26 protein-coding genes are annotated in these 25,134 nt (G+C 59.8%); 12 read left to right on the plus strand and 14 right to left on the minus strand.

Annotated elements, in window-relative coordinates; genetic code table 11:
* From BIS10_RS03075 to BIS10_RS03115, 9 genes are all read left to right on the plus strand, one after another.
* Positions 1-2,147 (plus strand): valine--tRNA ligase (locus tag BIS10_RS03075; protein ID WP_253502334.1); only part of this gene is annotated, 2,147 nt, incomplete at its 5' end.
* Positions 2,148-2,352: 205 nt separating this feature from the next.
* Complete coding sequence (locus BIS10_RS03080; protein WP_083023162.1) at positions 2,353-3,402, plus strand: aminoglycoside phosphotransferase family protein; 1,050 nt, start codon at positions 2,353-2,355, stop codon at positions 3,400-3,402.
* Positions 3,403-3,426: 24 nt separating this feature from the next.
* Complete coding sequence (locus tag BIS10_RS03085; RefSeq protein WP_253502337.1) at positions 3,427-4,644, plus strand: ABC transporter substrate-binding protein; 1,218 nt, start codon at positions 3,427-3,429, stop codon at positions 4,642-4,644.
* A gap of 36 nt (positions 4,645-4,680) precedes the next feature.
* Entirely contained in the window at positions 4,681-6,369 is a 1,689-nt protein-coding gene (locus tag BIS10_RS03090; protein WP_253502340.1) for an ABC transporter permease, read from the plus strand.
* A 24-nt stretch (positions 6,370-6,393) separates the two neighbouring features.
* Positions 6,394-7,029 (plus strand): ATP-binding cassette domain-containing protein, encoded by a 636-nt coding sequence (locus BIS10_RS03095; RefSeq protein ID WP_083023159.1) that lies wholly within the window; start codon positions 6,394-6,396, stop codon positions 7,027-7,029.
* On the plus strand, positions 7,016-7,735 hold the full coding sequence (locus tag BIS10_RS03100; protein ID WP_301281944.1) for a TIGR04283 family arsenosugar biosynthesis glycosyltransferase: 720 nt from the start codon (positions 7,016-7,018) through the stop codon (positions 7,733-7,735). Before BIS10_RS03095 ends, BIS10_RS03100 begins: the two co-directional genes overlap by 14 nt.
* Positions 7,725-8,348 carry a TIGR04282 family arsenosugar biosynthesis glycosyltransferase gene (locus tag BIS10_RS03105; RefSeq protein WP_253502344.1) on the plus strand — a complete coding sequence of 208 codons (624 nt, stop codon included), beginning with the start codon at positions 7,725-7,727 and terminating at the stop codon, positions 8,346-8,348. Before BIS10_RS03100 ends, BIS10_RS03105 begins: the two co-directional genes overlap by 11 nt.
* A 53-nt stretch (positions 8,349-8,401) precedes the next feature.
* Positions 8,402-10,546: an FAD-dependent oxidoreductase gene (locus tag BIS10_RS03110; protein WP_253502347.1), complete on the plus strand. Its 2,145-nt coding sequence runs from the start codon at positions 8,402-8,404 to the stop codon at positions 10,544-10,546.
* Complete coding sequence (locus tag BIS10_RS03115) at positions 10,543-11,724, plus strand: FAD-dependent oxidoreductase (protein WP_253502350.1); 1,182 nt, start codon at positions 10,543-10,545, stop codon at positions 11,722-11,724. Before BIS10_RS03110 ends, BIS10_RS03115 begins: the two co-directional genes overlap by 4 nt.
* Positions 11,725-11,736: 12 nt before the next feature.
* Here the strand turns inward: BIS10_RS03115 and BIS10_RS03120 are convergent, their stop codons facing one another.
* Complete coding sequence (locus BIS10_RS03120) at positions 11,737-12,189, minus strand: META domain-containing protein (RefSeq protein ID WP_253502353.1); 453 nt, start codon at positions 12,187-12,189, stop codon at positions 11,737-11,739.
* Between the two features lie 156 nt (positions 12,190-12,345).
* Here BIS10_RS03120 and BIS10_RS03125 point away from each other — a divergent pair, with 156 nt between their 5' ends.
* Positions 12,346-13,059, plus strand: a complete 714-nt coding sequence (locus BIS10_RS03125) for a hypothetical protein (protein WP_253502356.1) — start codon at positions 12,346-12,348, stop codon at positions 13,057-13,059.
* A 19-nt stretch (positions 13,060-13,078) separates the two neighbouring features.
* On the opposite strand, the gene BIS10_RS03130 is transcribed toward BIS10_RS03125, so the two are convergent.
* From BIS10_RS03130 to BIS10_RS03145, 4 genes are read right to left on the minus strand one after another with little or no spacing between them, the layout of a single operon-like run.
* A complete protein-coding gene (locus BIS10_RS03130; protein ID WP_253502359.1) occupies positions 13,079-13,858 on the minus strand; it encodes an ATP-binding protein in 780 nt (259 codons plus the stop codon).
* Entirely contained in the window at positions 13,785-14,444 is a 660-nt protein-coding gene (locus tag BIS10_RS03135) for a hypothetical protein (RefSeq protein WP_253502362.1), read from the minus strand. Before BIS10_RS03135 ends, BIS10_RS03130 begins: the two co-directional genes overlap by 74 nt.
* The gene (locus BIS10_RS03140) at positions 14,441-15,103 is read right to left on the minus strand and encodes a response regulator transcription factor (protein ID WP_159341058.1); all 663 of its coding nucleotides are present in this window, start codon (positions 15,101-15,103) and stop codon (positions 14,441-14,443) included. Before BIS10_RS03140 ends, BIS10_RS03135 begins: the two co-directional genes overlap by 4 nt.
* A gap of 2 nt (positions 15,104-15,105) precedes the next feature.
* Positions 15,106-15,447 carry a hypothetical protein gene (locus BIS10_RS03145; RefSeq protein WP_253502365.1) on the minus strand — a complete coding sequence of 114 codons (342 nt, stop codon included), beginning with the start codon at positions 15,445-15,447 and terminating at the stop codon, positions 15,106-15,108.
* A gap of 150 nt (positions 15,448-15,597) precedes the next feature.
* Here BIS10_RS03145 and BIS10_RS03150 point away from each other — a divergent pair, with 150 nt between their 5' ends.
* Entirely contained in the window at positions 15,598-16,236 is a 639-nt protein-coding gene (locus tag BIS10_RS03150) for a hypothetical protein (protein ID WP_083023151.1), read from the plus strand.
* A gap of 2 nt (positions 16,237-16,238) precedes the next feature.
* Here BIS10_RS03150 and gloA read toward each other — a convergent pair whose 3' ends face one another.
* Complete coding sequence (gene gloA, locus BIS10_RS03155) at positions 16,239-16,679, minus strand: lactoylglutathione lyase (protein ID WP_253019098.1); 441 nt, start codon at positions 16,677-16,679, stop codon at positions 16,239-16,241.
* A gap of 214 nt (positions 16,680-16,893) precedes the next feature.
* Between gloA and BIS10_RS03160 the strand changes: the two genes are divergently transcribed.
* Positions 16,894-17,964 (plus strand): metal-dependent hydrolase, encoded by a 1,071-nt coding sequence (locus BIS10_RS03160; protein ID WP_253502368.1) that lies wholly within the window; start codon positions 16,894-16,896, stop codon positions 17,962-17,964.
* 25 nt (positions 17,965-17,989) lie between these two features.
* Here BIS10_RS03160 and BIS10_RS03165 read toward each other — a convergent pair whose 3' ends face one another.
* The 8 genes from BIS10_RS03165 to rho form a co-directional block, all read right to left on the minus strand.
* Positions 17,990-18,718, minus strand: coding sequence for an MliC family protein (locus tag BIS10_RS03165; RefSeq protein ID WP_083023146.1), 729 nt, complete (start codon positions 18,716-18,718; stop codon positions 17,990-17,992).
* Between the two features lie 49 nt (positions 18,719-18,767).
* Positions 18,768-19,280: a DUF3087 family protein gene (locus tag BIS10_RS03170; protein WP_083023145.1), complete on the minus strand. Its 513-nt coding sequence runs from the start codon at positions 19,278-19,280 to the stop codon at positions 18,768-18,770.
* 79 nt (positions 19,281-19,359) lie between these two features.
* Positions 19,360-20,424: a 3-deoxy-7-phosphoheptulonate synthase gene (locus tag BIS10_RS03175; protein WP_253502371.1), complete on the minus strand. Its 1,065-nt coding sequence runs from the start codon at positions 20,422-20,424 to the stop codon at positions 19,360-19,362.
* Positions 20,425-20,733: 309 nt separating this feature from the next.
* A complete protein-coding gene (locus BIS10_RS03180) occupies positions 20,734-20,874 on the minus strand; it encodes a hypothetical protein (protein WP_161491459.1) in 141 nt (46 codons plus the stop codon).
* A gap of 113 nt (positions 20,875-20,987) precedes the next feature.
* On the minus strand, positions 20,988-21,116 hold the full coding sequence (locus BIS10_RS18865; RefSeq protein WP_279384626.1) for a hypothetical protein: 129 nt from the start codon (positions 21,114-21,116) through the stop codon (positions 20,988-20,990).
* A 65-nt stretch (positions 21,117-21,181) separates the two neighbouring features.
* A complete protein-coding gene (locus tag BIS10_RS03185; protein ID WP_083023141.1) occupies positions 21,182-21,949 on the minus strand; it encodes an NAD(P)H-flavin reductase in 768 nt (255 codons plus the stop codon).
* A 41-nt stretch (positions 21,950-21,990) separates the two neighbouring features.
* Entirely contained in the window at positions 21,991-23,484 is a 1,494-nt protein-coding gene (gene ubiD, locus BIS10_RS03190) for a 4-hydroxy-3-polyprenylbenzoate decarboxylase (protein WP_253502374.1), read from the minus strand.
* Between the two features lie 65 nt (positions 23,485-23,549).
* Complete coding sequence (gene rho, locus BIS10_RS03195) at positions 23,550-24,809, minus strand: transcription termination factor Rho (RefSeq protein ID WP_054640799.1); 1,260 nt, start codon at positions 24,807-24,809, stop codon at positions 23,550-23,552.
* Positions 24,810-25,134: the final 325 nt, after the last annotated feature.

The raw sequence follows: 25,134 nt of genomic DNA on the forward strand, positions 1-25,134 counted from the left end.
ACCCGGAAGACCCGCGCTACGCCTCCTTGGTGGGCAAATTCATCGAACTGCCGCTGGTGGGTCGCCGTATTCCTATCGTGGCGGACGAGCACGCCGATATGGAGAAAGGCTCCGGCTGCGTGAAGATCACCCCGGCCCACGACTTCAACGACTACGAAGTCGGCAAGCGCCAGAACCATCTGCTGATCAACGTCTTCACCAAAGATGCGACGATTCTTGAACAGGCGGAAATCTTCGACCTAAAAGGTCAGCCGCAGCCCGATGAAGACGCCAGCCTGCCGGCCAAATACGCGGGCTTGGATCGTTTCGAAGCACGCAAGCAGATCGTCGCCGATATGGATGCCCTCGGCCTGCTGGTGCAGGTAGAGAGCGTTAACAACACCCTGCCCTACGGCGACCGCTCCGGCGATGTCATCGAGCCGCTGCTCACTGATCAGTGGTTCGTGGCCGTAGAGAGCCTCGCCAAGCCCGCCATCGAGGCGGTGGAGAACGGCGACATTCAGTTCGTGCCAAAGAACTACGAGAACATGTACTTCGCCTGGATGCGCGACCTGCAGGACTGGTGTATTTCTCGCCAGCTGTGGTGGGGCCACCGCATTCCGGCTTGGTACGACGCCGACGGCAATGTTTACGTGGCCAGAAGCGAAGAGGAAGCCCGCGAGAAGCATGGCCTGGGCGCTGACGTGGCGCTGACCCAAGACGAAGACGTGCTGGACACCTGGTTCAGCTCGGGCCTGTGGACATTTGGCACCCTGGGCTGGCCGGAAAAAACCCCGGAGCTGGAAACCTTCCACCCCTCCAGCGTACTGGTAACGGGGTTTGACATCATCTTCTTCTGGGTCGCCCGGATGATCATGATGACGCTGAAATTCACTGGCGAAGTGCCCTTCAAAACCGTTTACGTACATGGCCTGGTGCGCGACGGCCAGGGTCAGAAGATGTCCAAATCCAAGGGCAACGTGCTGGACCCTATCGACCTGATCGATGGCATCACGCTGGATGACCTGCTGGAAAAACGCACCGGCAACATGATGCAGCCCAAGCAGGCCAAAGCGATTGCCAAAGCCACCAAAGAAGAATTTAAAGACGGCATCGAGCCCCACGGCACCGATGCGCTGCGCTTTACGTTCCTTTCCCAGGCCACCACCGGGCGCGATATCAAGTTTGATATGAACCGCCTGGACGGCTACCGCAACTTCTGCAACAAGCTGTGGAACGCCTCGCGCTATGTGCTGATGAATGCCGAAGGCGAAGATTGCGGCACCAGCGGCGAAGAGGTGGAGCTGTCGCTAGCCGATCGCTGGATCATCTCCCAGCTACAGAAAACCGAAGCGCAAGTCACCAAGGCCATGGACGAGTACCGCTTCGACCACGCGTCCCAAGCGCTGTACGAGTTCGTTTGGAACGAGTACTGCGACTGGTACCTGGAACTTTCCAAGCCGGTCCTGTGGGACGAAGCGGCCAGCGCCGAAGCCAAACGCGGCACCCGCCGCACCCTGGTGCGGGTACTAGAAACCATTCTGCGCCTGGCTCACCCGATGATGCCCTATATCTCTGAAGAGATTTGGCAGCGCGTGGCACCGCTGGCGGGCACCTATGTGGGCGACGATGCCTCCATCATGCATCAAGCGTGGCCGGAAGCCGACGAGAGCAAGATCGACGAGCAGGCCACCCGCGACATCGAGTGGCTGAAAGGCGTGATCATCGCGGTGCGCAACATCCGCGCCGAGATGAACATCGCCCCCGGTAAGCCGCTGGATGTGCTGCTGACCAAAGGCCAGCCCGAAGATGCCGAGCGCCTGGAACAGAACCGCCGCTTCCTGGCCAAGCTAGCGAAACTGGAAAGCGTGACGTGGCTAGCCAACCCAGAAGACGCCCCGCTTTCAGCCACGCAGCTGGTCGGCGATATGGAAGTCCTGGTGCCGATGGCGGACCTGATCGATAAAGACGCGGAGCTTGCTCGCCTCGCCAAAGAGATCGAGAAACAGGACAAGCTCATCGGTGGCATCGAGAAGAAGCTGGGCAATGAAGGCTTTATCGCCAAAGCCCCCGACGCCGTGATCGAGAAAGAGCGCGGCAAACTGGCGGAATTCCAGTCCGCCAAAAAGCTACTCGAAGAGCAGCAGGCGAAGATCGCCGCAATGTAAGTCAGCGCTAACGGCAGTAGTTCAACGGCACCCCCTGGGGTGCCGTTGTCGTTAATGCGCTTCGCAATCCCAGCCGCTGCGCGCAGCGTCATCGTTTTTTATGATGAACCGTGTAAGGTTGGTCATGATTCTGCCACTGAATGGCAACACCAAAGGTTCAGCCATCGTTAATTCGGCTACCGTTTCTCACACTACGGAATGCGCTATGTCCACACTCTCTGAGGCTCAACTGCAGGCATTAGACACGACCCTGCAGCAAGCGGAGATCGACTACCAATCGCTGTCGCCCATGGCCGATACCGGCCTGGCCCATGACCACGTGTGGATTCACCGCGAAGGGGACGACTGGGTGGCGCGACTGCCCAAGCAGAGCCAGATGAACCTGCCGCCAGCGGAAAACTTGACGTATCAGGCCGCCTGCTACGAACGGGCCAGCCAAGGCGGGCACACGCCACGCCTACACGGTGTACTGCCGCCCAGCGAAGCGGTGCCACGCGGCGCGCTGCTGGTCGAGGCGATTCGCGGACGCTTGGCCGAACTCCCCCAGGACCTGCCTGCCATTGCCGACACACTCGCCAGCCTGCACCGCCAGCCGCTGCCTCGCCAACGCCCGCCGCTGCTGGCCCCCAAATCACCTTGGCAGGCCATGGTGGAGGAAGTGTCTCAGCAGGCCCAGTGGTTGAGCGATGCCCAGCTTCCCAGCGGCATTCACCTGCGTATTCAGCAGGAGCTGGATTTACTGCCCCGCACGCTGGACGACGCCGCTCCTACGCTGATCAGCTTCGATACGCACCCCGGCAACTTTTTAATCACCGACGATGGCCGGGCGGTGCTGGTGGATCTCGAGAAGTGTCGCTATGGCCTGCCGGGCATCGATTTGGCCCACACCTCGCTCTACACCTCGACCACTTGGGACCTCAACAGCCAAGCGGTACTCAGCCTGGATGATGTCGTTGGGTTCTATCGTCGCTGGCAGGCTGCGATGGCCACAGCGCCTGAGATTACGTTGCCAAGTGTCGATACGCTGATTGCTTGCCGACGCGCCACCTGGCTGTGGTCGCTCACCTGGTGTGCCAAGTGGCGCGCTCAGCACCTGCATCGCCAGGATGACGAGCGCCGGGGCGAGGATTGGTCGGCCGAGCTGACCGATGCGGTCGTGATCGACCACGTGCGCGACCGTGTCGAGCACTACCTCTCGCTGCCCATTATCGAACACGTCCACAGTGAACTTCAGTGCCTACAAACCGCTCTATAACCAACTGATTTAATGAGGTGTGCGATGAAACCACGCTCTGCTCTGGCCACCGCCGTGGCGCTTGCTCTAGTCACCTTCACCGCCCCTGCGGTCGCCGCTCCCGACCCGCAAGAGTGGGAGAGCGTACTGGACGCCGCCAATGGCCAAACCGTGTACTGGAATGCCTGGGGCGGCGATGCACGCACCAATCGCTACATTGCCTGGGTCGCAGAGCAGATGCAGGAGAGCTATGGCGTTCGCGTGGAGCACGTGAAACTCGACGATACCAGCAGCGCCGTGGCGCGGGTGCTGGGTGAGCAGCAGGCGGGTAACGACAGCGAGGGCAGCATCGACTTGATTTGGATCAACGGCGAAAACTTCGCCGCCATGCGCGAGCAAGACCTGCTGTTTGGGCCTTTTGCGGAATCGCTGCCGAACTTCGCCCTCACCTATCCTGACGAGAATCTCGAAGTCGTCACCGACTTCACCCTGCCCACCGAGGGCTACGAGTCCCCCTGGGGCAAGGCGCAAATCACCTTCTACTACGACAGTGCCCAAACCGACACGCCGCCTCAAAGCATTGAGGCACTACTCGCCTGGGCCAAAGAGCATCCCGGCCAGTTCAGCTATCCGCGTATCCCCGATTTCACTGGCAGCACGTTCCTCAAGCAGGCACTGATCGAACTGACCGATCAAGATGAAGCGCTTTACGCGCCGGTCGAAGACGCCGATTTCGAGGAGATCACCGCACCGCTGTGGGCTTACTTGGACGAGCTTCACCCACATTTATGGCGCAGCGGCCGTAGCTTTCCCGAATCCGGCCCCAACCTTCGTACGCTAATGAGCGACGGCGAACTCAGCCTCGCTTTCTCGTTCTACCCCACCGATGCCGCCGTGGCGGTGATGGAGTATGAGCTGCCGGAAAGCGTGCGTAGCTATGTGCTGGAAGGCGGCACCCTGGGCAATGTGCACTTCGTGGCGATTCCCTACAACTCACCCCATAAAGCGGGTGCAATGGCGCTAGCCAACTTCCTGCTCTCCCCGGAAGCGCAAGCCCAGAAGCAGTCGCTCAGCATGTGGGGCGACCGCAGCGTGTTAGCGATCCAGCAGCTTGAGCCGAGCGACCAAGCGCTCTTCGAGCAGGGCGAGAGCCACCCAGCAGCGCTGCCCGCCGATGCGCTCTCGCAAACCCTCGCCGAACCCCACCCCAGTTGGATGAACGCCCTACAGGATGCTTGGCTTGAGCGTTACGGTGTCAACTAAACGCACGACTTACACCCGCATGCGACTCACTGAACCATGCTGCGGCTAGCGCCTATTGTGATCATTGCCCTGCTGGTGATGCCCGTCACCGCAGGGCTTGGCATGGTGCTGCTGCCTGCGTTTGGCTACCTGCCGGTACTGGGGAGCGAGCAGGCCAATCTCTCCGCTTGGCAAATGCTGTTCGCCCAGCCGGGGCTTGGCCGCTCGGTGGCGGTGAGTTTTGCCAGCGGCTTGGCCAGTACGGCGCTGGCGCTGCTGATCGTCGTGCTGTTTTTAGCCGCCAGCCAAGGCACTTGGCTGGACCGCAGCCTACGCCGCTTGGTATCGCCCCTGCTGGCGATCCCCCACGCGGCGGTGGCGTTCGGCTTTGCGTTCTTGATCGCGCCTTCCGGGCTGATGGCACGGCTCATCTCCCCTTGGCTCTCCGGCTGGGAAGCACCCCCAGATGCGCTGATCGTCAACGACCCCTGGGGGTTGGCGCTCACCTTTGGCCTGGTACTCAAAGAAGCCCCGTTTCTCTTGTTGATGAGCCTGGCGGCGCTGCCCCAATTACAGGCGGAACAGCGCCTGCGACTGGCGCGGTCGCTGGGCTATTCGCCCACGCTTGCCTGGCTCAAAGTAGTGCTTCCTTCGCTCTATCCATTGATACGCCTACCCATCTACGCGGTCATTGCCTACGCCACGTCGGTGGTGGATATGGCGCTGATTTTGGGGCCACGCTTGCCGCCCACCTTGAGCGTCTCGATTCTTGGCTGGTTTAGCGACCCGGACATCACCCACCGCTTTATGGCATCTGCCGCCGCGGTGCTGCAACTGGGCGTGACGCTGGCCGCACTGCTGAGCTGGTGGCTGTTAGAGCAGCTAGCCCGCAGGCTTAGCCAGCGCTGGCTGACCAACGGCGACCGGCAGCGGGGAGAGGCCCTCTTCACCGTAACAGGCCGAGCGGGGCTAACCCTGGCAAGCCTAGCCGCGCTGGCCGCGCTGATCGGGTTAGGGCTTTTCTCGGTGGCCGGGTTTTGGCGTTTTCCTGAGCTGCTGCCGCAGTCGTTTACCTTCGACCACTGGCAGCGCAGCGCCGACATGCTGGCCGGGCCGCTGGTGAATACCGCGCTGGTTGCGCTGCTCTCGACCGGCTTGGCGGCCGTGTTGGTCGTCGCCACTCTTGAAAACGAGCAGCGCCAGCAGATTCACCCTACCCGTTCGCTCTGGCTGCTCTACTTGCCGCTGCTGGTGCCGCAAATCGCATTTTTATATGGCTTAGTGGTGGCCGCCGAGCGCCTGGGCATTCGCCCCCAGCTGGCGCTGGTGGTGGCGGGCCACCTGCTGTTCGTGCTGCCTTATGTGTATCTCTCGCTAGCCGAGGCCTACCGCCGCTTAGATCCTCGCTGGCTCTACATTGCGCAGTCGCTGGGCGTCTCGCGCCGCCGGGCGTTTTGGCGCGTGCGGCTGCCGCTCCTACTCGCCCCGCTGCTTACCGCCGTGGCGGTGGGTTTGGCGGTGAGTATTGGCCAATATTTACCCACCCAACTATTAGGCGCAGGCAGAGTACCAACAGTGACCACTGAAGCCGTGGCGCTGGCCTCTGGAGGAAACCGCCGCTTAATCGGCGTGTGGGCGCTGGTGCAAGCGGGCCTGCCGCTTGTAGGCTTTATGGCCGCCGTCGCCCTGCCCCGGTGGCTAGGCGCTCCACGCCGTGCCCCTCTCAACGTTCAACGCCAAGGTTAAGACGCCCTGTGGATAAGGAACCCCGTGAATAACGCTGCCAATGCCCTGACCCTAGAGCAAGTAAGCATTCACTTAGCTGGCCGCCCGCTACTGCATGTGGACGCCACGGTGGCCCCCGGCGACGTGCTCACCGTGATGGGCCCCTCGGGTTCCGGCAAATCGACACTGCTGGCCTTTATCGCCGGCTTTTTACAGAGCACGTTCACCGCCCAAGGGCAGGTTCGCCTTGGCGACACCGACGTACTCAGCCTGCCCGCCGAGCAGCGCGGCGTTGGCCTGCTGTTTCAAGACCCGCTGCTGTTTCCCCACTTGAGCGTCGGCGGCAACCTGCGTTTTGGCCTGCCCCATCGAAGCTCGCAAAAGAGCGCACAGATTGCCAAAGCGCTCGAGCAGGTAGGACTTGCGGGGTTTGAAGCCCGCGACCCGGCCACGCTCTCTGGCGGGCAGCAGGCTAGGGTGGCGTTGATGCGTTTGCTGCTCTCCCAGCCCCGCGCCGTGCTGCTGGATGAACCCTTCTCCAAACTCGATACGGCGCTGCGCCAAGAGATGCGCGCCCTGGTCTTCGGCCAACTGCGGGAGGCGGGCCTGCCTGCCCTGCTCGTTACCCATGACGAAGCCGATGCCACCGCTGCAGGAGGGCCGATCATTGCCCTTGGCTGATCCACACCCCGCGCCTGCGTCCCTGAGCATCATCATTCCCATGCTCAATGAGGCAGCGGGTATTCAGGCAACGCTCACGCGGCTGCAACCGCTGCGCGCCTCAGGCGTTCAACTCCTCGTCGTGGATGGTGGCAGCACCGATGCCAGCGTGGCCCTCGCAGCACCGCTGGCCGATGCGGTACTCAGCAGCGCCCCCGGACGAGCACGGCAAATGAACCTGGGTGCGCAGCACGCCCACGCCCCGGCGCTGCTTTTTTTGCATGCCGATACCCAACTGCCCCCCGGCGAAGAGCAGCGTGCGGTGGTAGATCTACAAAAGGCGCTGGCCCAACACGCTTGGGGGCGATTCGATATTCAGCTCGCGGGGCGAAGCCATTGGCTGCCGGTGGTCGCGAGCTTGATGAACCTGCGCTCGCGGATTAGCGGTATCGCGACCGGCGACCAAGGCATCTTTGTGCGCCGCGATACGTTTTGCGCGCTGGGCGGTTTTCCCAATCAGCCGCTGATGGAAGACATCGAACTCAGCAAACGCCTGAAGGCGCATTCGCCCCCCGCCTGCCTGCGCCAGAAGGTGATAAGCTCGGGCAGGCGCTGGGACGAGTTCGGCGCTTGGCCCACCATTCGCCTCATGTGGCGGCTACGCTACCGCTATTGGCGCGGTGTCAGCGCCACTCAATTGGCTAAGGAGTACCGCGATGCACGTTAAGCTCGCCGCGCCCCACCTGCACCTGCTGGCCAAAGCGCCGCTGCCGGGGCAGGCCAAGACGCGTTTGATCCCCTGCTTGGGCGCAGAGGGCGCCGCCGAAGCCCACGCCGCCATGGTGCGCCACTGTGTTGCCACCGGCTGCGAAGCGCTGGGGGCGGAGAATGTCACGCTGTGGACCTCGTTAGACCACCACCACCCGCTATTTTTAGAGCTTCAGGCCCAACACGGCATGGCCTTGGCCGCCCAAGAGCAGGGCGATGTGGGCAGGCGCGTTCGCCATGCACTGAACAGCACCGACGGCCCCGCCATGGTGATGGGCACCGACTGCCCCAGCATTACCAGCGCCATGCTCAAACGCTGCCGAGCAGCCTTGAGCACCTTTGCCGTGGTAATTCTACCGGCTGAGGATGGCGGCTACGGGCTGATTGGCAGCCACCAGGATCACCCCAGCCTGTTTGAAGACATTCCCTGGGGCACCGAACAGGTATTGAGCGTGACGCAAGCGCGCCTGGCGGCGCTGGGCCTGGAAGCCGCCTACCCAGATACCATGTGGGACATCGACCGCCCCGAAGATTGGCAGCGCTGGCAGCAGTTGCGTCACGCCAGCGTGTAAGGAAACGTTCCGTTTTAGCACTGAGTACGAACACCTTTTCCAAGGAGCCTGCCATGAACCGTCAGCGCCTGCTGATGTTTGCCCTACTGCTACTGGCCGTGATTGGCTTCTACGTTAGCGGCGCCCATACGTTCTTCACTCTGGATACCCTGCAGGCCTACCGCAGCGATTTTCAGGCAGCGTTCCAGCAGTCGCCCTGGCAGGTGGCGGGCATTTTCTTTGCGGTGTATGTGGCGATGGCTGCACTCTCGCTGCCCGGCGCGTCGCTGTTAACGCTGCTAGGCGGCGCGCTGTTTGGGTTGGGCTGGGGGCTAGTGATCATCTCATTTGCCAGCGCCATCGGCGCGACGCTCGCCTTTCTACTCTCACGCTTTTTGTTTCGTCAGCCCATCGAAAAACGCTTTCCCCGCCAGTTCCACACGGTGAACCGGGGCGTCGAGAAAGATGGCGCGTTTTATCTGTTCACCCTGCGTTTGGTGCCCATTTTCCCGTTTTTCATGATCAACCTGGTGATGGGGCTAACGCGGATTAAAACCACCACGTTTTACTGGGTGAGCCAGCTCGGGATGCTGCCCGGCACGGCGGTGTACGTGAATGCGGGCGGCCAGCTCGGCGAGCTGGAAAGCCTGAGCGGCATTATCTCGCCTGGGCTCATCGCCTCGTTTGCGCTGCTGGCGGTGTTCCCCTGGGTGGCCCGGCGCATTGCACTGATGGTGCAAAAGCGCAACGCCTACAAAGGCTTCACTCGCCCTAGCCGTTTTGACTACGACATCGTGGTGATTGGCGGCGGCTCGGCGGGGCTGGTGACCAGCTATATCGCCAGCGCCGTGAAAGCCAAGGTGGCTCTCATCGAAAAGCACAAGATGGGCGGCGACTGCCTTAACACTGGCTGCGTGCCTTCCAAAGCCTTGATTCGGGCTGCCCGCGCGGCCCATGAAATTCGCACAGCAGACCGCTTTGGCGTGAGCGCCAGCGAGCCCAGCGTGGATTTCGCCAAGGTGATGGGGCATGTGCATCAGGCCATCCGCGATATCGAGCCCCACGACAGCGTCGAGCGCTACACCAAGCTCGGCGTGGAGGTGTATCAAGAGCACGCCACCCTCGTTTCACCATGGGAAATTCGCGTGGGCGATCAAACCCTCACCGCTCGCCATATCGTGCTGGCCACCGGAGCGCGCCCTCGCGTGCCGCCCTTGCCCGGCATCGAGCACGCGCCGCTGCTCACCTCTGAAAACCTCTGGTCGCTCACAGAGCTGCCCAAACGGCTGGTGGTGCTGGGTGGCGGTGCGATTGGCTGCGAACTGAGCCAAAGTTTTGCCCGCTTAGGTAGCCATGTCGTCTTGGTAGAGGGCGCGCCGCAATTGCTGGGCCGGGAAGATAATGAAGTTGGCGAGCACGTAGAGCGTACGCTCACTCAAGAGGGCGTGACGGTGATGACCGGCGCGAAAGCGCTGGAGGTAAACCAAGTCGACGGGGAGCATCAGCTTGTTATTGAACACTTGGGTGAGCGCAGCACCCTAGCGTTTGATTATCTACTGGTGAGCGCGGGCCGTCAGGCCAACGTGGAAGGGTTAGGACTGGAGGCGCTAGGGATTACCACCACCGACGGCGGCACGCTGGCCCTCAACGAGCGGCTGCAAACGCGCCTGCCTAACATCTGGGCCTGCGGCGACTTAGCGGGCCCCTACCAACTTACCCACGCGGCCGCCCATCAGGCGTGGCACGCCGCCGTGAATGCGCTGTTTGGCGAGCTGAAAAGCTTCGCGGTGGACTACCGCTTTATGCCTGCCGTTACCTACGTGCAGCCGGAAGTAGCGCGAGTGGGTCTCAACGAAAAAGAGGCCACCGCGAAAGGTGTCGCCTTTGAAGTGACCCGCTACGTCATGAGCGAAAGCGACCGCGCCATTGCCGAAGGCGCGCCCGAAGGCTTTATCAAAGTGCTTACCGTGCCCGGCAAAGACAAAATTCTGGGGGCGACGATCGTCGCGGAGAACGCAGGGGAGTGGCTGGGTGAGTTTACCATCGCCATGAAGCACGGGCTGGGGCTGAATAAACTGCTCGGCACCATTCACCCCTACCCCACACTAGGCGAAGCCGCCAAAGCCACCGCAGGCGTTTGGAAAAACGCCCATAAGCCAGAACGAGTGCTGGCACTGCTGCAGAAGTACTTTAGCTGGCGGCGCGGTGAGGGCCAATGACACGGCAGCTACTGCTCATCGGCGCGGGTCACGCCCACGCCTTCGTGCTGGAGGCGTTTGCTCAGCGCCCGGATAAAGCGGTGTCGATCACCGTCGTAAGTGACAACCCATTTGCCGCCTACTCGGGCAGCGTGCCTGCGTGGCTTTCTGGGGAGTGCACGCTGCGGGAAACTCAGATGGATATCGCGGCGCTCTGCCTGCGGGCAGGGGCTCGCCTTATTGCATCTCCAGCTGTGGCGTTATGCACGAGCGAGCGTCAGGTAACGCTGGCGGATGGCAGCGTGATTGCGTTTGACGTGGCCTCCTTCAACGTCGGCTCGACGCTCGCGTTACCGCAAGTTATTGCCCCGCAAAGCGATGAGGCGATCGGGCCAAAAGGTATTGAGGAGAATACGCTGCCCACGCTGCTGGCCATGCGCCCGCTCAGCTCGTTGCACCACCGTTGGCAAGCATTACGCGAAGAGGTGGCCAAACTGCCAGCAGGAGCGCATCAGAACGTTGTGAGCGTAGGCGGCGGCGCAGCAGGCTGCGAGACGCTGATGAGCGTCTTGGCGCAGCTTCGCCAGCAGCGCCCGGACATTCACTGGCAAGGCGAGCTGATCAGCGCCGCCAAAACGCTGCTGCCCGGCGCTGGCTGGCTGCCCCGCTGGTTAACGGCGCGAGCGCTCACACGTGCGGGCGTGCGCGTCCATACAGGCGTGCGAGGGCACGCCTTGGTACCCGGCGGCGTGCAAACCGACACCGGCAACCACATCGCCGCGGATATCGTGCTCTGGGCGACCGGAGCCGTGGGCCAAACGTGGCTGCAGCAAACGGCGCTGCCGTTGGATGAGCAAGGCTTTATCCCGGTGGATACGTCACTTGAGGTCATCGGCCAACCGGGCATCTTTGCCGCTGGCGACTGCGCTGCGCTGCGCTCGTCACCGCTGCCTAAGGCAGGCGTTTATGCGGTGCGCATGGGGCCCGTATTGGCAGAGAATTTACGGGCTGCCTGTCACGGCAAACAGCTCACCTCGTGGCAGCCTCCGCGTCGCGTGCTGGCACTGATTGGCACCGGCGACGGTCACGCCATTGCCAGCCGTGGAGCGATTGGCTTTTCGGGGCGCTGGGTATGGCAATGGAAAAAGCGGATTGATGCGCGCTTTATCGCTCGCTTCAATCCGCCTTTTAATGACTAAGCCGATAGCGGCTTAGTTAGCTTCCCGCCAGCCGCCGAGCACACGGCTATCCGGTCCGAAGAACACCAAACGGTCGTGGTCGATCAAGTAACGATACGCGGTATCCAGCATATCGGTGACCCGCTTGGCGTCTTCCATATTGGGGCAGGCCATTCGGGTGGAGGCCAGTTCGCTGAACTCAATGCGCTGGCTTTCGCCCAGGCTCACCTTGCCGGTGAACTGGTTGCAGCCATCCGAGCCGCTAACCTTGCCGTCGCGGCCGATGCGGAAAAACGGCGTCTCGGGCATTGATAGCCGTTCATCGGTCCCTACCAACAGCAAGTTCCAGCGCTGCTCGACCACTGGCCCAGAGAGCGTGCCGCCTTGCGGCGCGTCGATTCGCTCTTGCTGCGGTGCGCTGCTGCAGCCCGCCAGCGTGACCATGCTTAGCGCGGCTAGCCATCCCTTTATGCCCTTTGGTTTCATATCGACTCCCTTATCCGATTAGCTCGTTAATCCTGAATCAAACTTGAACCGATGATTTAGTCTCGGTTCAGCAGCGGTTGCGTAGGCTTGGCATTGTCACTTGCGGGGCTAACTCTTCACAAGCTTGCCCCAACTTGCCAACAAGAGGAAACCACTATGCAACCGACTCCATTAAAAGCCCTGGCTGCTGCCATCTGCACCCTTGCCCTCTCCGCTCCGCTGGCGGCGCAGGAAGAGGTGCGCATCAACGGCGAAGTGGTCGAATGCTTCAATGACCTGCTCGTGGTCGATGAAGGCGACCGTCGTCTGCTGGTTCGCCCGCGAGGCAACAGCGGCGAGCGCTTCCAAATAGGCGACGATATTATGGTGGAAGGCCGCTTGGAAGGCGATACCGTCACCGCCGCGTCGCTGCGCGGCTCGGCAGATGAGCCAGGCAACGGTGAGCAGCCACAAAGACGCGTCGTAGCACCCAATGTCGAAAATCTACAGCGCCAGCTTGAAGCACAGGGCTTTGGTGAAATGGTGGAGCTGAAGCGCCGCGACGACGTCTATCGCATTACTAGCGTTAATGAGGAAGGCTACGACGTTCACAGCCTCTTCTCACCGGACGGTGAGTTACTGGAATGGCACATCAAACGTCCTGGGCATGACCGGCCTCACCGTGATGAGAGCCTGTCGAACCTAGAGCAGAGTGACGTGGAGAACGCGCTGAGCGACCAGGGCTACCGTAATGCCGCCCTGGTCGACTTCAAGGGCCGCCATATGGAGTGGATGGCGCAGAATGACGCCGAAGAGCAGGTCATACTGCATGTGGACTACCGCGGCGACGTTTACCGCGAAAAACGCCTCCCCGCGTGGCCCGCTGAATAAACTCACCGCTCTTTTGGCGTTACGATGTACCTGAAAGGTCGCCCTTGGGCGGCCTTTCGGCGGCGGGTAGCGTCAGCTCGACGCGTAACCCGCTGGGCGAGTTGGCGGCAAGCGCCAGGTGCCCCCCGTAAAGCCGCGCCAGATCCTGCACAATGGCAAGCCCCAAGCCATCGCCCGGGGTCGATTCATCGAAGCGCTCGCCTCGCTCCACGGCTTTTAGCCGCTGGGGTTCGGGCATACCCGGGCCGTCATCGCTAATCACCACGGTCAACTGCTCTGGCGATACCAGGCATACCTCGATCATCACCTGCTGACGCGCCCACTTGCAGGCGTTATCCAGCAGGTTGCCCAACAGCTCATCGAGATCCTGGGACTCACCTCGAAACGCTAACGCATCATCGCAATGAACGCTGATATGGAGTGGTGCGGGGCCGCGGGCGTATACATGGCGCATCACGCTCACTAGCCCCTCTAGCGTGGCTGCTACCGGGGTGCGCTCGCCCATGTGGTAACCCGCACCGACGGCCCGAGCGCGGCGCAAATGGTGGTCGACCAAGCGCTGCAGACGCGACAATGCCTCCTCGGTGGTGGCGTCGTGTGTCTGCTGAGCCGATAGGCTGTTGGCTAACATGGCGAGGGGCGTTTTGAGGCCGTGAGCTAAGTTGCCCACGTGTTGACGACTGCGAGCAATCACCTCTCGGTTATGGGTCACCAGCGCATTGATCTCATCCACCAGCGGCTGTAGCTCTTCCACCGTGGCGTGGGCTAACTGTTCGCGGGTACCCCTGGCGTACCGCAAGAAGGTCGCGACGCAGCCGGGTGAGCGGCTTTAACCCCCAGCGAACTTGCCACCACACCGCCACCGCTAGCCCGATTCCCAGCAGCGCCAGCGAAGCCACTAAAGGAAGGACGATGCGCGACAGGGCATCATCAATTTCGTTTTGTGGGCCGGCCACGGTGATACTCAACGGCGGGCCGCTGCCTGGGGCTGAGAAGTGACGGCCTCGGGCGCGTAGCGCTTCGCCCTCTGGCCCGGTGAGCGCCAGCGCCTGAGAAACATCGCTGGTCAGCGCGGGCAGGCTGGCATTCAGCAGCGAACGCGAGGCAATCAGCACCTCATCGTCGTGGGCAATTTGCCAATACCAACCCGAGTAGGCGCGATCGAACTGAGGGCCGCCAATATCACGGGTTTTGATCAACTGACCCTGCTCATTGAACTCTACAGAGGCCATCAGCCCCAGTAGGTTGGCGTCCAGTCGGGCGTCAAAGGTGCGCTCGGCGTGATCTTTGAACAGCCAGTAGATAAATAGCCCCACGCCCACTAACGCAATGGCACTCCATAGGCCAGCGGATCCTAGCAGACGCGCTCGCAGTGAGAGTTTCACGAGCGGTCGCACAGCCGATACCCCTGACCACGCAGGGTTTCGATACGCTCTGCCCCCACTTTGCGCCGCAACCGACTGATGATCACTTCGAGGGAGTTATGGTCACGATCGTTATCGTAAGAGTAGAGATGTTCGGAGAGCTCGGTACGGCTGACCACCCGCTCAGCGTTATGAATCAGATACACGAGTAGCTGATGTTCAAAGGCGGTGAGTTTTAACGGCAGGCCAGCGAGATGGAAGGTACCTAGCTGAGTGTCATACTCTAGCTCGCCGCTGCGGATCATCACATCAGCGTGGCCCGACGCACGGCGAATCAGCGCACGCAGCCGCATGATAATCTCCTCCATGCGAAAGGGTTTGGTGACGTAGTCATCCGCCCCGGCGCGGAACCCCTGCACCTTCTCACTCCAGCCATCCCTGGCGGTCAAAATCACCACCGGTAGCGTGCGGCCATGTTGTCGCCAATCGTGCAGAACACTTAAGCCATCCCGCCCAGGCAGACCCAGATCCAGCACCGCCGCGTCATAGGTCTCGTGATTGCCCATGTACACGGCTTCGTTACCGTCGTTGACGACATCGACGACGAAACCATTACCCTCAAGCGCTTCACGCATTTGAGCCGCGAGATGCTGCTCATCTTCTACCACTAACACTCGCATTATTAGGCTCCGCCGTTATCGCTGGTAGGCGGCAAACGCGCCTCAATTTGGCCCCTGCCGTCAATTTCTAGAAAACGACCATCTTCGCGGGCAATGCGAATTTTGAGTACGTTGCCTTGGGCCGTCAGCAGACGCAGCTCATACACCTGCTCGCTATTTTCCCAGCCACGTCCGCTTTTCATTTCGATATCGAGTAGTTCGCCCTCATAGCGCTGCTGTACCACGGCGATGGCGTCATCCACCGTCAGGGCGGATTGAGCGACCCCCGGCGTAGGAACGCTGACGAACAAGAGTGTGCTCAGCAGGGCGCAGCGAAGCACGCTGCCACGATGGCCACTGTTCATAAAAGACTCCTGGCAAACGCCATACTCTAAGAGTAATCCAACACTATAACGGGAAGCGCCTTAACCTTGACTGAACAAACGAGCCATTCAAGTTACCGTCAGCTTTAAGCTCGTATACTCGACACATTGGCGCTAAGTGAGGCCCGACCTATGATTTTCTCTATCGTACTGCTAAAGCGGCGTGTTTGGTTACCCTGGGTGAACACGATGCGCGGCTTGTTGCTGTGTACACTCACGCTGCCGCTGCTGGGCTTACCGGTGCTTGCGGCACCACCGTCTCTGGAGACGCCCGCCACCCCGATTGCCACTGCGCAAAGCGCGGGGGTTTACTTGAAAGGCCGCATTAGCGAGCGGTTCGGTAATAGCTTCATTCTTGAAGATGAGAGCGGTCGCGTCTTAGTCGATACCTGGCCGGAGGGGCGTTCAGCACTCACTGCGACAGCGGGTGATGAGATCGGTGTGTTTGGCCTGCCGACGGGCCAGCGCATGCAGGCTCGCTGGCTGTTGATCGGTGAAACGCTCGTAGAAGTGGAGGAGCCCTACGCGTCTCGCTTACCCGGCGACCGCTTGAACCGCTCCGTCCCAATCTCCGCGCCTCCGCTCACCGAGCGGCCTAATAGTGATGCTTTTTTTATGCAGCGCGCCGAGCAGGCGGGTTATCAACCGCTGGGCGGCGTCGAGTACAAGCCTCGCCATGTGGAGCTACGCGCAATGAACCCCTATGGCGAGGTGGTTGAACTCCATATGGAGTTCAGTGGCGACATCTATAAAGAGCGCCACCGAGAGTAGTTTTACCAGCTACCGCTGTTTTCCATGGAAGCCCAGGGCTCCTGGGGGGCCAACGCATCGCCTTTTTGCAGCAGCTCCACGGAGATACCGTCTGGCGATTTCACGAAGGCCATGTGACCATCGCGGGGCGGGCGGTTGATGGTGACGCCGTTATCCTGCAGATGCTGGCAAAGGGCGTAAATGTCGTCGACACGGTAGGCTAGGTGTCCAAAATTACGACCGCCAGTGTACTCCTCTGGGTCCCAGTTGTAGGTCAGCTCAAGCTCAGGGGCCGTGAGGCGCTCGGAGCGCGCTTCATCTTCAGGAGCCGCCAGGAACACCAGCGTAAAACGGCCCTTTTCGTTCTCTTTGCGGCGCACTTCTTTCAGGCCGAGCAGGTCACAATAAAAGTGAAGCGAGGCGTCTAAGTCGCTGACACGTACCATGGTGTGTAAAAACTGCATGTCATTTCCTCTTCATTGAAGAATGGTAATTATATCCCGTGCTACCGCCGAGTGCGGTGCCGAGCCGGTCACGTAGCACCATTAAAACATAGACAATAGTGCGACAGTAAAATAGAAAGTAGACACGTTGTATAATGGCGTCACGGCTGTTCATCTAGTGTGTCACTCTTCAGTGACAATCACGATTCGCTATCAGCACGTCGAGGAGAGGTCTGTGGATTCGATTACGCAAGCGGCGCTTGGCGCAGCGGTAGGTGGTGCCGTGTTAGGTAAGCGCCTGGGCCGCAAGGCCATTCTGATCGGTGCGCTGCTAGGCACCCTGCCCGATCTGGACGTCGCGCTGGATTATGGCGACGCCATTGCCAATGTCACGGAGCATCGCGGGTTTAGCCATTCACTGTTCGTACTGACGGGTCTTGGCACGCTGCTGGCCGTGCTGAGTGCCCGCTTTGCTCCAGCACGGGACATCTCGTTGGGTCGCTGGTGGTGCTTTTTTACGTTGATATTAGTGACTCACCCGCTGCTCGACTCGCTGACCACCTACGGCACGCAGTTGCTCTGGCCGCTAGACGCACCGCCCGCCGCGTGGCCTATCGTCTTCATCATCGATCCGTTCTACACGCTACCGCTGCTTATGGCGCTGATCATCGGCAGCGTGTCGGGCAAGGTACGCAGTGCCTGCCGCACGGGGCTGGTCATCTCCTGCGCTTACCTCATGATGGCCGCAGGTGCCAAATGGAGCGTCGAGCAGCGCCTAACGCCAGCCCTAGCCGAGGCGGACTTACAAGCAGCCCCCGTACTCATCCAACCCACGCCGTTCAATATCGCACTATGGCGGGCAACGGTCATCGATGAAGACCGCTATTACGAGAGTTTGATCAGTGTATTCGATCGTGACCGAGTCCTCGCACTGGAACCGCTGCGTCGTAACGTCGAACTGGAGGCCAGCGCTTTGGAGGGACCGCTAGGGCAGCGGCTGACGTGGTTCACCGGGCCGTTTTTACGTTTCGAAACCCGTGATATCAATGGCCAAGAGACGCTGATCGCCACCGACATTCGGTTGGGCTTCCCAGGCTTTCACCCCTTCAACTTCACCTTGGCAACCCGTGAGGGCGACCACTGGATGCCGGTGGCCGTTAGCGAAGAAGTAGACAGCCCGAGAGGATTACACATGGCCACGCTGGCGCGGCTTGCCGCGCGAGCGGGTGGCGATGTATCAGCTCTGTGCGCCAGCGATTACGTGGAACCGCAGTGGCGCGCAGAGCCGTTTCTGTACCGCTGCTAGTGGCTGAGATGCTAGATCATGATGGCTAGGGCGCGATGCCCTGGCCGCACCCTTTGTACTGTTCGCCACCGATGGTGAGCGTGACGCGAGCAGGATAAGGCTCGCCACTCATGTCATCGAAGCAGGCACCCGATTCAATGCGTACGCGGAAAAACTGCTCGGCGTTAGCGTTCTCGATCACTACCCTGCCTGCCTCGTTGTCCATCACGCTGACCATATAAGGCATGGTGGTGGTGTCGCTGCCGTAGTTGGTAGTCCAGGTCATTACTGGCGCATCGTTCGCCAGTTCAATCGTCCAACCCGGCTCGTTGCCGCGGGCTAACAACATCACGCCTGGGTGGCTTGACCGGGTCGCAATCTCCCGGTCAACCCCTTGCTGGCACTGCAATTGCCCACGGGGCGTTTCAATTTGCGCCTGATCGCCGCGGTTCCAGAAGCTGATATCGCCATTTTGATAGCGGGCACCGCTGGCCACCACGGCTTGAGGCAGTCGCCACGCGCCATGTAGCGACCACAGCCGTAACTCCTCACCATTGACGGCCGTCACTAAGTCTTGATTGGCTGGTTGGCAGTTCCAAGCTTGAAAGCGCTCAGCGCTACCGGGAAACAGCACCGAAGGCAACAATGGTGCGCTGCTCTGCACGGTGGTTTTTACCGGCTGCTCCGGGGCGGGCGCACTGGTCGCGCAGCCCGCTAGCAGTAAACCGGCAGCCACCACCGTGGCGAATCGTAGTGACGTAACATTAGCACTCATTGAATACGCTCCCTGTTAATCCCTCATCGGTAATACCCTTGCGCGCGACTTACTTTTGTTTGAAAGCGCTCAAGTCATGCGGGTCAAACGTGGTGACTTCTTTGGGTAGGCCCAACGCTTCACGCTTCACTTTAACCTGCATTTTTTCCGCTAAACGCTCGGCATCGTCGTCGGTGGTGCGGCCATTTAGCTCGGCAAGCTGGGCCATGCCCTGATGGTAAAAGGTCAGAATATCCAGCGCTAGGCGATTATCCTGCTCCACCTCGCGGCGCAGTGGCTGTAAGTAGCTACTGATGCGCGACAGGTGATGCTTGAGCTGCCAAACATAGCGCATCTCAGTCATCCATGGGCGCTCTCTTAACGCAGCGAACATAGCGCTGGTGGCAAGCAGGCCCAACAATACGCCCAGCGCGTTCAGCCAGACGCTGCTGCCAAAGGTAGTGGTGAGGAGCATGGAAAACAGCAGGCCAAAAATAATCAACTGTCCGGCCATCGCTACGCTGATAATGCGAGCTTTACGCCGGTACGTTTCGGGATCGTGCTGTTCAAGGGAAAAGGCCATGGCCAACCTCGTGATCAAAAGGAACTCTTATGATACGGGGCTGGCCGGGGCAGTCAACGCACTAGGATTTGTACGAAAACTAAGCAATACGCTCAGCGGCAGTTTTTAGCAGTCGCTCAGTGGTTTCCCAGCTTACGCAAGCGTCGGTGACCGATACACCGTAACGCAGCGCGTTGGGGGCAAGCGTTTGCTTGCCTTCGAACAGGTGACTCTCCAACATCAGCGCGACCAAGTTGGCATCGCCCTCTTGACGCTGGGCTAATACATCCAGCATTACTTCGCTTTGGCGGCGGTGATCTTTGCGGGCATTGGCGTGGCTGCAGTCCACCATCAAACGCGGATTCTGGCCTGCTTCGCGCAGTGTATTAACGGCGCTGCGTACATGGTGGGCTTGGTAGTTGGGCTCGCCGTGGCCGCCGCGTAGCACCACGTGGGTGTGCGGGTTGCCTGCGGTCTCCTGCATGATAGGGCGGCCCTGGCGATCCATGGCGAAACGCTGATGGGAGTGGGCGGCAGCCTGCATAGCATCAATGGCCACCTGCACATCGCCGCTGGTGGCATTTTTGAATCCTACGGCAGCGCTGAGGTCGCTGGCCAGCTCACGGTGCAGCTGGGATTCCGTCGTGCGCGCCCCAATCGCTACCCAGCTCAGCAGGTCATCCAGGTACGGGGCTAACATGGGCTGTAACAGCTCGGTGGCCACCGGCAGGCCGCGGGAGGCGACGGCGTGCATTAGCTCACGGGAAAGCGCGATTCCCCGCGGCATGTCGCCACTGCCATCAAGATCAGGGTCGTAGACCAACCCCTTCCAACCGACCGTGGTGCGCGGCTTTTCAACGTACACTCGCATCACTGGCAAAATCTGCTCGCTCACCTCATCGCTGAGCGCTGCTAGCCGGTCCGCATACTCCAAGGCAGCATCCGGGTCGTGGATTGAGCACGGACCCACTACGACCAGCAGGCGGTTATCTTGCCCGTTAAGGATATGCTGTACCGCTTGGCGCTGCTGGTCGATTTGTGCACTAAGCGTGCTATTCACCGCCACACGCTGGCGCAGCTCAGCGGGTAGCGGCAGCGCCGTCGCAGTCATAAGCGTGGAGGCCTGGGCAGTAGAGGAACAAGCGGTGTTGATTGGGGCATTCATAGGGTTAACTCTCCGAATTCGTATGACATAACGCGTGACATCGCATCATCAACTTGCCACCCAGGTGGGCACGATCGGAGGTGGCAGCTTGCACCGAACGCGCGTCGCTAAATCGCCAGCCATAGCCGAGATAACGGATGGCGTTGGGGCTAGCGATTGAGTGGGCGCGATAAGACATGGTGCAGCTCCTTAATAATCTACCTATGAAAAATGAGGGTTAATAAAACGAAAGAAGCCTCGGTGGGGTTACCCACCGAGGCTTCTTTGCATGCGGCAGGCAACCGGGGCGGTGTGCCTGTTGGCGCGACGCTAGGCGTCGGCCAGGGGCACACCGTGGCTAAACCAATACGCTGCATAGTTAAAGCTATAGGAAGTACCCACCTTCGCCCAGGCCCCAACCACCGTTTCCGGTTTGGTGTGAGTGCGCTGTAAAGGCTTGCCATGTGGCATGGTTACTTCCTCAATATGACGTGTGTACTACGTAATGACCTAATCCTGCCTGCCTGCGCGCTAAATGGCAACTAGCAATTACCGCAGAGCGTTCAATTTCCTAGCGACGAGTATTAGCTGCTAAACGCCTGAATCCAGCCAATAGTGGCAGGCAGTGCGCTCATACCTACCAATACCACGATACCGAGAATAATCGGCAGAATGCCGGAATCGTCTTTAAAATTATCGTCGTGATGGGCCATGAAAGCCTCCTAGTGATCAGTAGTATCTACGGTGTATGCCGTACGTCAGAGAGTGGCCGACCATTTTAGTGAGGGCGGGGTGCGTAGGCAAATACATCCGAGAACATTCGCTCACTGCTGACCCCAAGGCGCTCCAGAACATCTACGCAGGCATATACCATGCCCGGCGAGCCTGAAAGATAGATATCGCAGTCGCTGGGCGTGATCGGCGCATTCGACAGCTCGCCCTCTAACACCAAATCAACGCGCCCCTGATGGTGGGCAATGCGCTCGCCTGGTGCCAGCGGCTCGGTCAGCGGAAATTCGGTGACCGCATGAAACGCAACGTTTTCATACTGCTGCGCCCACTCGCAGGCAAGGTCTTCCGCATACAAATCGCGGTGCTCACGGTTCGCCCACCATAGTGAAATGGGCCGTGCGGGCTGGTCACGAAGCGCGGCTTCGACGATGGCCTTCATTTGGGCAAAGCCGGTCCCTGCGGCAATCAACAGCAGCGGGCGCTCACTTTGCGTATCCAGCACGCAATCACCGCTGGGCAGGCGCACCGTTAGCTGGTTGGCTACCTGCAACAGTTGGCGCAGCCGCTGGGAGTTATCACGCTCGGGCCAGTGCTGAATTTGCAGCTCCAGCGTGCCATCGCCACGGTCACAGCTAGCAATCGAGAAAGGCACCCAAGTGGCCTCGTCTAGCATTAGTTCAAGGTACTGACCAGGGGCGTGCTGCATTGCTTCAGCGCGACCGGCAAGCGTGACTTTAAATACGTCAGGATTAAGATCCTCGACGGCGGTGACTTGGCAGGTTAGCGTTTTACACGTTAACGTCCTAGCGCTCATGAAAGCCTCTTTATGGAAAATCGTTCGGCCCATACGGCCGATTAACCGTGGCGCGGTGTGGGTAGCGGAATATCAATGCCCAGCTCATCCCAACGCTCGTCAACGCGGGCTTTCACCGTCTCATCCATCACGATGGGAGTGCCCCACTCCCGGTCGGTTTCGCCGGGCCACTTGTTCGTTGCATCCAGCCCCATCTTGGAGCCAAGTCCGGATACCGGTGAGGCGAAGTCGAGGTAGTCGATAGGCGTGTTTTCCACCATCACCGTGTCGCGGGCAGGATCCATGCGCGTGGTAATCGCCCACATCACGTCTTCCCAGTTACGCGCATCCACATCATCATCCAGCACGATGACGAACTTGGTGTACATAAACTGGCGCAGGAAGCTCCAAACCCCCATCATCACGCGCTTCGCGTGGCCGGGGTACTGCTTCTTCATCGTCACAACCGCCATACGATAGGAGCAGCCTTCCGGCGGTAAATAGAAGTCGACGATCTCGGGGAACTGCTTGCACAGAATGGGCACGAACACTTCGTTAAGCGCTACGCCTAAAATGGCGGGCTCATCGGGTGGACGACCGGTATAGGTAGAGTGATAAATGGCATCACGGCGCATGGTCATCCGCGTCACGGTAAACACAGGGAAATGATCCACTTCGTTATAGTAACCGGTATGGTCACCAAACGGCCCTTCCGGTGCCATATCGTCCGGGTAAATAAAGCCTTCCAGAATAATTTCGCTGGAGGCAGGGACTTCCAGATCTGCGTGACCACATTTCACCAACTCGGTACGCGAACCGCGCAGTAGGCCAGCAAAGGCGTATTCTGAGAGCGAATCGGGCACCGGTGTGACCGCGCCTAAAATAGTCGCCGGGTCAGCGCCTAGCGCCACGGCAACGGGAAAGGGCTCACCGGGATGGGCTTTTTGAAACTCAAGAAAGTCCAGCGCTCCACCGCGGTGGGAGAGCCAGCGCATAATCAGGCGATTCTTGGCGATTTTCTGCTGGCGATAAATCCCCAGGTTCTGGCGCTTTTTATGCGGGCCTTTGGTAATGACCAGCGGCCAAGTGACAAGCGGTGCCGCATCGCCGGGCCAGCAGTGCTGAATCGGCAAACGACCTAAATCCACTTCCTCCCCTTCGTAAACGACTTCCTGCACAGGCGCGCGCTTAACGCTTTTGGGCCCCATGCTGAGCACCTGCTTAAAGATCGGCAGCTTATCCCAGGCATCTTTCAGGCCTTTGGGCGGGTCTGGCTCTTTCAGAAATGCCAGCAGCTTCCCCACTTCACGCAACGCTTCTACTGAATCCTGGCCCATACCCAGCGCTACCCGCTTCGGGGTGCCGAACAGGTTGCCCAGTAGCGGCATATCGTGGCCCTTTACATTTTCAAACAGCAGTGCAGGGCCACCGGCGCGCAGCGTACGGTCGCAGATTTCAGTAATTTCTAGGTAAGGATCAACTTCCGCTTTAACTCGCTTTAGCTCACCCTGGGCTTCAAGCGCCGCAATAAAATCGCGCAAGTCGTTATACTTCAAAGCACTCTCCTCAACCCGGCTGTCAGACGCTGCTCTTGCAAACGCATGGCAGTAGATGCAGCGCCTTAACGACGCTTCATCGCTTCAAAGAATTCCAGATTGGTCTTGGTATCTTTCAGACGATCAATCAGGAACTCGGTCGCTGCGGTATCTTCCATCGGGTTAAGCAGCTTGCGTAGAATCCACATGCGCTGCATTTCTTCTTCAGAGGCCAGCAGGTCTTCACGACGAGTGCCGCTGCGACGAATGTTGATCGCAGGGAAGACGCGTTTTTCAGCCAGCTTGCGGTCAAGGTGCGCTTCCATGTTGCCGGTGCCCTTGAACTCTTCGAAGATGACTTCGTCCATTTTCGAGCCGGTATCGACCAGCGCAGTGGCAATAATCGTCAGGCTGCCGCCCTCTTCGATATTACGCGCCGCACCAAAGAAGCGTTTCGGCTTCTCAAGGGCGTGGGCATCCACACCACCGGTCAGTACTTTGCCAGAGCTAGGCACCACGGTGTTGTAAGCACGCGCCAAACGGGTGATGGAGTCGAGCAGAATCACCACGTCTTTTTTGTGCTCAACCAAACGCTTGGCTTTCTCGATGACCATTTCGGCCACCTGAACGTGGCGGGCGGGCGGCTCGTCGAAGGTAGAGGCGACCACTTCACCGCGTACGGTGCGGGACATCTCGGTGACTTCCTCCGGGCGCTCATCAATCAGTAGCACGATCAGATGGCACTCGGGGTTATTACGCGTGATAGACGTCGCGATGTTCTGCAGCATCAGCGTCTTACCCGCTTTCGGCGGAGACACTAGCAGGCCACGCTGACCCTTACCAATCGGCGCGGTCAGATCAATGATCCGAGCAGTGAGGTCTTCAGTAGACCCGTTACCGATCTCCATGCGCAGACGGTCGTCCGGGAACAGCGGCGTTAAGTTCTCAAAGAGAATCTTATGCTTGGCGTTTTCCGGGCGGTCAAAGTTGATCTGGCTAACTTTGAGCAGGGCAAAGTAGCGCTCGCCCTCTTTGGGCGGGCGGATTTTGCCGGAAATGGAGTCGCCTTTGCGCAGATTGAAACGACGAATCTGTGAGGGCGATACGTAGATATCGTCCGGTCCAGCGAGGTACGAGCTGTCGGCGCTACGCAGGAAGCCGAAGCCATCCTGAAGAATTTCCAGCACACCGTCGCCATAGATATCCTCGCCGCTTTTGGCGTGTTTCTTGAGGATGGCGAAAATGATGTCCTGCTTGCGCGAACGGGCTAAGTTGTCGATACCCATTTCGCGGGCGATATCGAGCAGCTCGGGAACGGTTTTTTGCTTGAGTTCAGTGAGATTCATCGGTGTGTTAGAAAATTGCTCATGAAAGCTAGGCGCTAGGCGCCGGGAATAAGACAGGAGGCTTGGCCTAAATATAGGGCTAAGCGCCGAGTGATGCGTTCAGAACCCCATCTAGGCACACGCTCGAGTGGTGAAAGCTGGGCAGTCGCTGTAACAATGCCTAAAGCATAACAATGACATCAATGACTGCTTGGCGTGAGGGTGCAAACAAACTAGTTAATCTGATTGGCACAGAAAAATGCTGTTTCAGCGGGTTATCTGACGACTTGGACATCTGGCTGATGCCATCTGGATACGTACTGCTCGGGGTGCCCGAGTCAGTGCG

Origin of the sequence: Halomonas sp. 707B3 (assembly GCF_024158645.1) — a bacterium.
Taxonomy (GTDB): domain Bacteria; phylum Pseudomonadota; class Gammaproteobacteria; order Pseudomonadales; family Halomonadaceae; genus Vreelandella; species Vreelandella lionensis.